The 11080-nt window shown below is 53.4% G+C and carries 7 protein-coding genes and 5 pseudogenes; 8 read left to right on the top strand and 4 right to left on the bottom strand.

Annotation, left to right across the window (positions count from 1 at the left end; translation table 11 throughout):
- Positions 1 to 713 precede the first annotated feature (713 nt).
- Complete coding sequence (locus CI807_RS31210; protein ID WP_157741979.1) at positions 714 to 860, bottom strand: hypothetical protein; 147 nt, start codon at positions 858 to 860, stop codon at positions 714 to 716.
- A gap of 782 nt (positions 861 to 1642) precedes the next feature.
- Here CI807_RS31210 and tnpB point away from each other — a divergent pair.
- The 4 genes and pseudogenes from tnpB to CI807_RS01625 form a co-directional block, all read left to right on the top strand.
- On the top strand, positions 1643 to 1906 hold the full coding sequence (tnpB, locus tag CI807_RS01635) for an IS66 family insertion sequence element accessory protein TnpB (RefSeq protein ID WP_016978929.1): 264 nt from the start codon (positions 1643 to 1645) through the stop codon (positions 1904 to 1906).
- 159 nt (positions 1907 to 2065) lie between these two features.
- Positions 2066 to 2308 (top strand): hypothetical protein, encoded by a 243-nt coding sequence (locus CI807_RS31625; RefSeq protein ID WP_016978928.1) that lies wholly within the window; start codon positions 2066 to 2068, stop codon positions 2306 to 2308.
- A gap of 92 nt (positions 2309 to 2400) precedes the next feature.
- A pseudogene (locus CI807_RS31620) lies at positions 2401 to 2844 on the top strand (transposase); the annotation flags it as partial.
- A 700-nt stretch (positions 2845 to 3544) separates the two neighbouring features.
- Positions 3545 to 4649, top strand: a pseudogene (locus CI807_RS01625) (IS3 family transposase); the annotation flags it as partial.
- Between the two features lie 146 nt (positions 4650 to 4795).
- Here the strand turns inward: CI807_RS01625 and CI807_RS01620 are convergent.
- Positions 4796 to 5026: a hypothetical protein gene (locus CI807_RS01620; RefSeq protein ID WP_025999951.1), complete on the bottom strand. Its 231-nt coding sequence runs from the start codon at positions 5024 to 5026 to the stop codon at positions 4796 to 4798.
- A 969-nt stretch (positions 5027 to 5995) separates the two neighbouring features.
- On the opposite strand from CI807_RS01620, the gene CI807_RS01615 reads away from it, so the two are divergent.
- Entirely contained in the window at positions 5996 to 6256 is a 261-nt protein-coding gene (locus tag CI807_RS01615) for a hypothetical protein (protein WP_016978925.1), read from the top strand.
- A 242-nt stretch (positions 6257 to 6498) separates the two neighbouring features.
- On the opposite strand, the gene CI807_RS01610 is transcribed toward CI807_RS01615, so the two are convergent.
- Both CI807_RS01610 and CI807_RS01605 read right to left on the bottom strand, forming a co-directional pair.
- Positions 6499 to 7818 carry an MFS transporter gene (locus CI807_RS01610; RefSeq protein WP_016978924.1) on the bottom strand — a complete coding sequence of 440 codons (1320 nt, stop codon included), beginning with the start codon at positions 7816 to 7818 and terminating at the stop codon, positions 6499 to 6501.
- 154 nt (positions 7819 to 7972) lie between these two features.
- Positions 7973 to 8224 (bottom strand): annotated as a pseudogene (locus CI807_RS01605) (glucose-6-phosphate dehydrogenase); the annotation flags it as partial.
- Positions 8225 to 8429: 205 nt separating this feature from the next.
- Between CI807_RS01605 and CI807_RS31615 the strand changes: the two are divergent.
- The 3 genes and pseudogenes from CI807_RS31615 to CI807_RS01595 form a co-directional block, all read left to right on the top strand.
- Positions 8430 to 8693: pseudogene (locus tag CI807_RS31615) on the top strand (IS5/IS1182 family transposase); the annotation flags it as partial.
- Between the two features lie 598 nt (positions 8694 to 9291).
- Positions 9292 to 10197 (top strand): AraC family transcriptional regulator, encoded by a 906-nt coding sequence (locus CI807_RS01600; protein WP_016978922.1) that lies wholly within the window; start codon positions 9292 to 9294, stop codon positions 10195 to 10197.
- A 209-nt stretch (positions 10198 to 10406) separates the two neighbouring features.
- Positions 10407 to 11020, top strand: a pseudogene (locus CI807_RS01595) (sugar ABC transporter substrate-binding protein); the annotation flags it as partial.
- Positions 11021 to 11080: the final 60 nt, after the last annotated feature.

Below are 11080 nucleotides of genomic sequence, written 5' to 3'. Positions count from 1 at the left end.
GAAACGGCCGGTCACAGTGCTCCGAAATCCGCAATCATCGAAGTGGACTTGACCCCACATTCCGGACATCGGCACTCTATTAAATTGATGCCTCAGCCATGCCCCACTCCGGCGCTGATTGATCATGAAGGTTGTCCGGGGACAGCGTGCTTTTGGTAGTGAACTGTTGAACACTAGCGGTCGCCACCCATGGTGCGATACGTATCGTGTGGGCCCAATGCCCACTGCAGTAAATGCTTGATGTAGATGATGGTTCGAACGATCGGTAGCTTCATGACGCTGTACTCATGGCCGGATGCACTGGGTTCTGGTTGTCCCGCCGGCGTCGAAGGTTTTCTCTTCGCTCATCTACTACCTTGAGGCGTCAGGTGCTGTCACTGATCACCTCGCCTGGCCGAGTCAGGTAGATATGAATCAATCGCGTGCTTCCGGTGGGGGTAATAGACAGGAAGGGGCCTGCGCCTCGGTGTTCGAGACCGACCAGCTGAAGGCTGAGGGTCTTGCAGGATGGGCGGGGCTTTTATCGGTGCGAGTTTCGATTTATAGGGAGGGGCTTTGAGGGCGGTTGGGATCGCTTGAGCCTGAGGTATGCTCATTTTCTGCAGTTTGCCGTCAAGCGACTCAAGGTTGGCTTCCACTACCAAGAGATCGCCAGCAGTTTCGAATGAACGAATGACGTAAGTTGCAGCTTCTTGGGCCTGCGTTGTCCTGCTTTACACAGCGTCGATGCGGCTCGATAGCGCTTGCTGGCTGCCATACGCCATGTCGAGTCCATCGTCGATCGTACTCACGCTGCTCTGGAGGGCGTCGATGGACACTTTCTCTGAGGGTCCATCCAGGGTGCGAGACAGAGTCGGCAACTGGTACTCGGAGCGCGATGATAGCGCGCAGAATGAGCGGCCCCGCAGCAATGGGCGGATATCACGGATCGGTCATTTTATGGGGGGGCACGAGATCGAGTAAACCCTCGCGCAACTATGATTCTGTTTCAGCAGGAAATACGTAGCCGTCCGACCAAGTCCTCTACCCAGCCGCAAAAAGCAAAGACATGGTGTAGCGGACGATATGGGGCTTGCGGGATATGTTACTGGGAATGAATGGAGAAGGTTTATCCTGCAATCGAGTACTGTCTTATCAGCCCGCTGTCACTGCCTGGACATGACTAGCGCAGTCAAAGCGGAGCCCCCACGATCTATTGGGATGAGAACGGTAAATAGAGGTATCCGTCCGACCAAAACATCTTCCTGACACAACCGCCGAAAGCCTTGGTGTCCACTTAAGTGGACATTATATTTGATCCATCAAGCGAATTTTTTATGCGCCCTCAACGCCGTACCTACAGCAAATCTTTCAAAGCCCAGGTCATTGGAAGTGCTCCGAATCCAGGCCTCCACCGCAAACATCGTCTTGAGCTACAGCCTCAATGCCAACGTCGTCCACAAATGGATTCGGTTGTAGAATCAAAAAGCCTTGGCTCTTCAGCCTACGTTCATCCCGCTGCATCCTCAGATGCTTGATGCTGGAACGCGTGCTCAGCCGTCCGGTATCAGTTTTCCAATCCTGCACCGCGCACTCCCATAAAGATGAATTGGCCAGTGGAAAAAGCTGCCACCTGCACGAATTTTCTTCGAGAGCTGTTGCGATGATTCGCATCGGTATCACCTGGCTCACCACCGAGCCGATGGACATGCATGCAGGCACCGGCGCCGTCAGTGCCCGAGTGATTTCAGTGTTCGGTGCGGCGCAACCGCACTATGCTTATCTGTTCGCCAATTGCCGCGCTAACCGCATGAAAGACCTGGTGCGCAACGGATTGGGCATCGGGTTGGCGGCACGGCGGCTCCACCTGGGCAAACTCGCTTGGTCTGGTATGCCTCACGGTTCACAAATGGAGCTGAGCACCTGACAGCTGCACGCTTTGATACTGGGTCTGCCAAGGCAGAGAGTTGGCCTCGGAAACGCAATTTCCATCCTCTAAGCTGAACCATGCCCTGTCCGGTTGCGTAATTGTCTGATCAGGCTATCGTTGTGTTTACGCTGATCTGGCAAGATCGGCTGCATAACTTTGATCCCCTACCTCTACCAACTGAACCCCGAACAATTGCGTGCATTTGCGGAGCATTTGCTGCAACGCGTCTCGGGGCTCGACGAGCAGTTCGAAACGATGGGCAAGACCTCCCAGGTCATGGACAAGAAGAGCGATCACGACAAAACGGTGATCGAAAAATTCAGCCACGAGATCGCCCAGCTCAAGCACTCCAAGTTCGCCAAACGTAAGGAGCAAATGAGCCCGGAACAGGTTGGTTGACTCAGACGATCTGATCGATACCGATTTCGCTGCCATTGAGGCGGAACTGGAGTCGCTGCAAGTTGCGTTACATGCAGCCGCTGTAATAGAGCGAGGAGGAAATCAAGGGTCTGGAGTCGGACATATGCCGCCGAATACTGCAAGAAAAGGCAGTTCCGGTGATGGGTGTGTTGTGTGCCTTGATGGTTGCCCTGCGCGATACCGTTCACAACGGTTCGACCAATGGCAAAGCCTTGGATAACAGCTTGAAACGCTGGATGGCGCTATGGCGCTACCGCGATGACCGGGCCGTGCCCATTGATAATAATTGGTGTAAGAACCAGGTACTGCCTTGGGCGCCGGGGCGTAAGGCCTGGCTCTTTGCAGGGTCGCTACGCAGCGGCAAACGCGGCGATGCGATCATAAGTTTGATTCAATCGGTGCGGAGCAGTGGGCATGATCCCGATGCCTACCTGAAGGATGTACCGACACGCCCGCCTACGCAGCGGACAGGTGAGATTGCAGCGCTGCCGCCGCAAAGGTGGCTTCCGGCTTAATCCTGCAAGACGGTTTGCTCGTGCATTTACTAATAGAGCTCAAAAAAAAGCCCGCGGGAACGGGCAAAAGGGATGCTTCCAAAGGAGATTGCATTACAGCCATCCAATGTTAAGGCATTGTTAAGTATAGCGATTATTATCTAGTGACACCCAACAAGCTAGGACCGCCAGTCTAGAGTTCGGCTTGACCATTACAAAGGGATGCCGTGCGGTGAGTATTCAGGGGAGCCTGACCTATTCATTGATGAAGCTTAGATCACCTGGCCACAAGCGCCTTTGGCGAATTTCAGACAAAGAAATGCCCGCGATGGGAGGAGCGGTCTTAAAGGGGGGGGGGGGGCTCGGAACTCAGATAACGATATTCGCTTCGATGTGAAAGATTTGTGAGATTACTACCGCTATATTTCCTAAGGTATCAGTCAGCAACTTCGGGCTAGCCCCCTTTTTGAAACGCGAGACTCCAGGCTCTCGCAAAGCGGCGGATTCTGACCATCGACGCGCTTCGCGATGGCTATCAGCGTTTGACGATATGTTGAGCTTCGCGTGAACACAAGCCACTTCTCGGCTAACGACATGTGACAAGTAGGTCATGCTGGCTTAAATGCTCAGGAGAGCGATAATTTTGACGAGGCTGGTTGTAGCGGTCTACTAACCCCGGACACCCATTTAGGCAAGAATGCTCGCCACAGAGAGGTTTCCGATGACCAAGCAGCACCGTACCTTTACCCCTGAGTTCAAGCGCGAAGCTGCCTGCTTGGTGCTCGATCAAGGTTACAGCCATGCCGAGGCGGCCCGTTCGCTCGGTTTGGTCGAGTCGGCACTGCGCCGATGGGGTAATTAGCTTCAGCAGGAGCGCGGCGGCGTTACGCCGGCCAGCAAAGCGTTGACGCCAGAGCAGCAAAAAATTTAAGAGTTGGAAGCCTGGATCACGCGCCTTGAACGCGAGAAATCGATACTAAAAAAGGCTACCGCGCTCTTGATGTCGGAAGATCTCGAGCGTACGCGCTGATCCGCCAGCTCAGCGATCATGAGCCCGTTAATTAAGGCGAACTCCGGACGTTGAGCGACTGCGGTTGCCCAGTCGAGTGAATGAGTTGTTCACGAGAAGTCGAAGTGCGTCCGGCAGCCGTACCATCATGGCAATGATGCAAGAAGAGGGTAAGCAAATCGGGCGGTTCAAGGTACGCAGCCTGATGCGTGAGCTGGCGTTGATCAGCAAGCAGCCAGGATCACATGCATACAAAATGGCCACAGCGGAGCGGCCAGATATTCCGAATACCTTGAACCGAGCGATTGATGTCGAAGCGCCAAATCAGGTCTGGTGTGGAGACATCACTTACGTCTGGGCACAGGGCAAATGGCACTATCTGGCAGTTGTCTTGGATCTCTATGCACGCAGAGTGGTTGACTGGGCCTTATCAGAAAAGCCGGATGGAGGCCTGGTGGTCAAAGCGCTGGATGTCGCTTACGAACAACGTGGAAAGCCTCAGGGGCTAATGTTCCACTCCGATCAGGGATCGCAATATGGCAGCCGCCAGTTCCGCCAGAGACTGTGGCGCTACCGCATTCGCCAGGGCATGAGCCGCCGAGGCAACTGCTGGGAAAATGCACCGATGGAGCGCGTATTTCGCAGCTTGAAATCAGTGTGGATACCGACCACGGGCTACCTGACCGGGCAGCAAGCTCAACGAGACATTGGCCAATACCTGATGAGCCACTAAAACTGGATCCGACTTCATCATTTCAACGATGGACTGGCTCCGGCGAAAGCTGAAGAAAAACTCAAAACTGTGTCCGGGATGGATTGGCCACTACAGTGGCTCAAAAAAATCCCGGTTGATAAAAAGGAGCATTCAGCTGGGCAATAGAGCGTCGCACTCTTGGCGTACAAGGTGTTGTCGCGGACTTTTCTTGCGACCGCGCTGCTTTTAGGAGAGGGCTCGGGCTTGACTCAGGGAGTGTCCAGAAGCGCCAACAGATCGACGGGAATTTCTCCGGATTCTTGAAGGTTGCCTGGTTCGGCTTTCCTGTAAACATGCAGCGCCGCGTCATTGATGGCATGGCTCATCCATTGCAGACTGCCCAGCCAATCGCTGTACTTCCCTGTGAAAATCGCCGTTGAAACATCAATTTTGAATTGAATGACGTCTCGCCAATCGTTCGTGGCATGATCAAAAAGCATGGCTCCGCAAGCGCCATGTCGACGTTCACAAAGCCTGCCTCAGGCTTACGACGTGTGAAAGTAGGGTGATCCTTGGGCCGTGGCCCGCTCAATCCCCCTCCGGCTTTCCGAAATCAATCTGCTGGTAGGCGCCATGTTGACGCGGGCGCGATCATGCGTTCAGGCGAGGTGGTGAAAACCCCTGCTTCCAGTCGTTATTGTTCTGTCCAGTCGGCATGGCAATAGATCAAAGAAGGGGGGGCGGCCGATGGGTGGCTCTCGGACAGCGGCCTGGTCGTAGGCCGTCGACGCCCTAAAGGTTCATTCTGTGTGGCGTGCCGTCTTACTCGAAAGGCAAGCCTGCGATTGAAATACCGTGGGACCCTCAGTCCCATGAGTGCCCGGGGTTTTCATATATTGAGCTGCGTACCCATTGGATGTTTAACGCAGCTGAAGGGAAGGTTACTGTTCCGGTGGGCAGCCGGTTTATCGCGGCGAGCCACTTCTGTGCGCTGGCCGGATTGGGCAGAATGCTTCAACCCGTGGAGCTTATGCGCAAATCATAGCAGCAAAGTGAACTGATCGCGTTGCCGCCCGACTACCCGCCGCCGAGTCGGCCCTTGCATTTACTCTTCACACCCGACCGCAGATTGACACCTAAAATCAGTGGTTTTTTCGACTTCGCGACGCGACCTTTGACGTGATGCGGTGGTGACGGAGGCCTTTTGAAGTAGGCTGCTGTAAATCACCATCAGCAATGGATATTTATGAGTGCGTGATCAGTCAATAGAGTGCCCCCTTGGTTGTTTACCTCACCGTAGGAGCTACAGGTGGGCAGAAATGCTCGCTCATCCTTGACGAAGTAATGTTGAATATCCAGCTGAACACGAAACGCACCTTAGTGACTACATTTGTTGGCGATGGCGACATAAAACCGTCGGCCCGGGCGTCGCTGCGATGGCTCGTTGGGTTGGGTGGAACGGACGACAAATGTTCTTGATCAACTTGTCCGAAGCTTTCTTATCTGACGAAGAATACGGCTCAGTTGACCACACTGTACGCCCAGCAAAACCGTGGATGGCTCGAAAACAGCTGATGGGGCGGGCGAGCTGCGCGCTCAAAACAGAAAAGCCAGCGAGCACGCTCGTCGAGATGCTATCAAACCTGTTTTTCGAAAATACTGATGCATTCAGACGAACTTTCGACTTTGCGACGTTTTGCGGCAAGTTGATTGAAGTCCTTCGTGAGTGAGTATCATCCATATGCTTATGGCTCACACGCCTGCCTCTCAATTGGCGTGTGAGATCGATTAGTTGTTGCCGCACAAATGGCAACCGGTTTAATCGCGTAAGGCGTGATTGTTGGGTGCATAAGTTTTTGCCATCACGTCGCATAGATATAGTATTTACTAGTGTCTTCATAATTGCAGCTAGGTCAATATAACTCTTCTCTTCTTTTTAGCTCTGTTTATTGAAGATTATAACTGCTTGGCACTATTTCCTCGTTAAAATAACTTCGTTGGCAGTGGCGTGAGTTGAAAAATGACGGGCTGGCTCCTCGTCCGTCTGAAGCTTTGGCTGGTCGATTCGAATACAACATGTCAATACCGCGCCCACCAGATACAGCAAAGCATAGACCCACACCACCCCTTGGACTCCAAGCCAGGAAATCGTTAGCGTTGCAATGGCCGGCCCCATAAAGTTCGACATTCCAGCGGCGAGGTTGTGGGCGGACATAGCCGCCCCTTGCTGTTCCGGGGCAATGGCAAGAAATACAGGTCCAATGGGAACGAACGCTGAGACGCAAATACCCAGTGCAATTGCGGCGGTACTGGCCAGTCCGAAGTGAGCGCCATACATCAGAGGCAAGTAATAGAAAGCCAGGGTCGCCAGCGCGCAGCCAACACAGCCGAACCAACGCATCTGCCATAGCCAGCCGATTCGGTCCCCGATCCATCCCCACATCACGTTAGTGAAAATGGTGACAACGAACATCAGCCCCCACAGATACAACCATTGCTCCATGGTGAAGCCTACGGCTTCCGAAGTGAGGTAAAGCGGCATAATCACAGGGAATCCAAACAAGGTCAGGTTGCAGATGACCCGTACAATGGCTGCAATCAAAATGCTGCGTTGATCGAAGAGGATGGTCACCCCTCGGCTCAGGTCGCGCAAACGGTCGGCGAAGCTTGCCGGCGTGCCTTCCCGTGCCTTGCCTTGATCCTCAACTACGAACACAATCAATACCGCAGCCAGCGCGACCCACAATGTTGCCATCCAAAGTGTACCGATAAAGCCAATCCGCGAAATGCTCAGGCTCGGCAGATACATCCCGAGAAAACCGATACCGATGGAATACATGGTCCAATACCAACCCATCGCTGAAGCAAGGCGGGCCCCGGGCGTCACTTGAGCAATCCAGACCAGGAATGCGTAGATGAACAAGGGGTAAGCAAGCCCACGAATTCCATAAAAAAGCACCATTAATGGGTAGTTCTGTGCGCTCAGGCCGAGCGTCAGAAATAGCGCATGGAAGATCAGCCAGGCCACGACGCCGATCAACATGATTCGACGCGGACCGAAGGTTTCGGCCAGCACGCCGGAACTCCAGCTGGACAAAGCGGCGAGCAGACCATAAACAGTAAAAAGAAAGGATGCTCGGGTGGGGGAGAAGCCGAGATCGACAATGTAACGAGACAGGAAGGCGAGTTCAATGCCATCCCCAGACATAAATAGGGCAATGGCGACGTAACCCCAGATAAGACATATAGGCATGCCGAACAGCAGCCCTCGGGACGCTTGGCGAGTGGCCATAACGCTTTCCTTTATTGTATTTGTAAGTTAAACAACGCCGAAGAGGCTGTAGCGAAATCGGCAGGTAATACTGCAAGGATCTCATCGTGTAAAAGATAACTGCTACTAAGTATGAGCACGAAAACTGATACTATTTTGTAGTTGTGGAATTGGAGCCGCTCCATAATTGCATGCCCTTATACAGGCCCTGCTCCTTCGTCATCCCGTGCAAGGAAATGTCTTCGTCCGGTTGCGGACGCATGATCAGCTTGTTGCTGATCTGCTGGCGTTGCTCGGGGGCTAAGGTATAGTGCGATGGTTCAATGTAGTGGAGGATGATCTGCGATCTCTTCTGCGGCATGCGTTTGTCGCGAGCTATACTGGTCGAATACTGACATCTAGCTAACGTGCGGATTTCCGCGCCCAAGCGCGGCTTTTGCTGGAGCTAATGCGCGCAATCAGAGTTTTTTGCAAATAAGATTAGACGCCGCGAGGAAATAGTAAGTCCCGTTGATCGTCGGTTGAAAAATGCGATGACGTGCCCAAGTATTGGACGGCAGGTTCCTAGGGGAACTCTGATGAAGATTTCTTGAGCTTGGCAAAATGGCGGAGCTTCACCCGCTACCACTCCGATGAAGCAAATTGCCTTTGCCCCTGCCGAGTACTTTGGAGTGCGCAAGCAGGCCGCAAAGTATTATTCCCGCCGAGATGGATAGGATCGTCCTGTGTAAGGATTTATTTGCCCTGATCGAGCCGCATCATCCGAAGGGGAGTGGTTAGCGTCCGACCTATCCCCTGATGACGATGCTGCGTATTCATTTGATGCAAAACTGGTCGGCTACAGCGTTCTGGCGTTGAAGGAGGCGCGTATGAAATTATTATTTTCAACTTCCGTCGGTTGCTGGAACCGGAGTAGAGCGCGCTCTGAGCGTTAAGGTCGCCATGTGGTAGATTGACGCCCGGCGTGGCGTGTACGGGAAGCTGGGCAAACGCTGTATTCCGTACGAAACCAAATGCTAAATCAAAGAAGCAAAGCTAGTGCCGTCAGAGCGAAGGTTGAGCTCCGTTCTGGGCAATTAGGTGCTAATTCAGTCATGTGAGGAGCTTTTTCGTGGTATGAGCAAAGCTGCGGCACTGTTGGTGCCGCCGTTCATGTTGTCGAGTCTGTTGATAAAGCGTAGATATTTACTGGCGGGTGTTGGTGAGGTGTGTCTACGAGGCGCTTGCGGTGGCTAAAAAATCCAGAAATTAACCGGTGATCTGATCGTCTTTGATCCATCGTTGTGTTCAAAGCTGACGGTATCTGAAGAAAGCTAGAAATGCTTGGCTGTTTCAGGCTATCCCTAGAGGCTCTCCTATAGTTTATCATGCTTGTTAGCCCGTTAGGCTAAGCGTTGTTACTCTGTGGCATATGCGCGATTGGATGAATGGTGTGGCTATAACTGTCGCGAAAATAGACCTTGTAAGATGCAATAAAACAAAAAGCAGTCTAATGTGAACCGCTCAGCGAAAATTACTGACCCTTCCTTCGAGCTGATGGACGACCACAACGGGTTGTCCATCATCTATCGCCAGCACGGATTTCCCTGCCCGCTGGTGCGTTGGCATTTCCACAAGGAGTACGAACTGCACCTGATAGTCGCGAGTTCCGGCAAGGTGTTCATCGGCGATTACATCGGCAATTTCTATCCGCAAACCCTGTTCCTGACTGGCCCCAACCTACCTCACAACTGGATCAGCCAGATTGTCGAAGGTGAAGTGGTGCCCAAGCGCGACATGTTGGTCAACTTTTCCGATGAGCTGTTCGACAAAGGCCATCAGGTGTTTGCCGAGCTCAAGATCCTGGTGCCGCTGTTGAAGCGTGCGCAGTACGGCATCGAGTTTCGTTGCAAGCACACGATTGGCATGGCGATGGACCTGATGCAATGCATTGCCAGCACCCGAGGTATGACCCGCCTCGGACACTTTTTCATGCTCCTGGAGTTGCTCGCCGCCTGCGAAGATTATCAACTTTTATCAGGTGCGACGACGCTGCAATTGGCCGACGAGCACCACATCGATCGTACCAATCGAGCGGTGGATTACATCTTTGCCCATTACGCCCGGGATCTGCCGCTGGAGGAAGTGGCTGAGCACCTGGGCATGAAACCGACCTACTTCAGCCGGGTGTTCAGGCAGGCCACCGGGCGCTGTTTCATCGAGTTTGTCAATCGCCTGCGAATCAGCAAGTCTTGCGAGCTACTGGCCGATGGCGTTAAATCGGTGACTGACGTGTGCTTCGAATCAGGCTTCAACAATATCTCCAATTTCAACCGGCGCTTTCAGCAGCAGAAGGGCATGACGCCTTCGCATTACCGGCGGTTGGTGGTGCAGCGGTTGACCGAGCAAAACCAAAGTTGAGTTCGCTCCCACGAGTGCTGTATTTCAACCCGATAACCTATACGAATTCGATCGTCTGTCATCGCTGTACAGCCCTTCCCTGTGTCGTTCGCTGTAAAATTAAGTGCAAAATAATATCAATCTAAATGCGAAGGATGATTTGTTTTGCCCGCAATTGAAGTCTGTAATTAGCGCATATTCTGCCAACCGTCGAAAGATACGAAAACAACGTCAACACCATGAAAAAATCCGGTACACAGGTGGCGTCAAGCAACGGTCTCAACGAAAACCTTGCGCTGTTCAACAGCGAAAAATGCGTAATCTGGGTCGATGCCAGTGTCGCCGGCTCGTTCGTCACCGACAAGAACCAAAGCAAGGTCAGCGACCACGTCGGCTTGAGACATGCGCCCCACGAGGTTACCGACAAAGGCTCGGCCTGGTTGTACTTCTGGGCATTGGCGATCCCTACCAGCTACAAGGCCAAGGAGGCGGCAAAAACCTTCAGTGCCTGGGCTACGTTCAAGGAGTTCGGGGCGTTGGTCGCGGAAAAGATGGCGTCGCCAACGAGCCGCCCGGTAGCCGAGCCTCGGCCTACAGCGAGGCGTGCTTGAACGCCGCGCCATTTGTCAGAGTCACGCTGGAGTTGCTCATAGCCGCGGCCCCGAGCAAGCCGAGCGCCAAACCGGTGCAGTACATCGGCATTCAGTTAGTGATCATCCCGGAGTTCCTGGGCATTGGCATCTAGGTCGGCAAATTGTTGTTCTCGGCGCTGATCGACCAGGCCCTGGCCGCTGCCCAGCAGGCCACCGAACGGGAGATGAAGCGCGCCGGGTACCCGAAATAACCACGCAGTCCCGCTCCCACATTGGAACTTCACTGGTCTACACGACTCGGTTCTTACGCC

It is taken from the genome of Pseudomonas sp. NS1(2017) (assembly GCF_002269425.1).
Classification (GTDB): Bacteria; Pseudomonadota; Gammaproteobacteria; order Pseudomonadales; family Pseudomonadaceae; genus Aquipseudomonas; species Aquipseudomonas reactans.
Note: the sequence above shows the minus strand (reverse complement) of the source record. Positions and strands in the feature narration are given on the sequence as shown.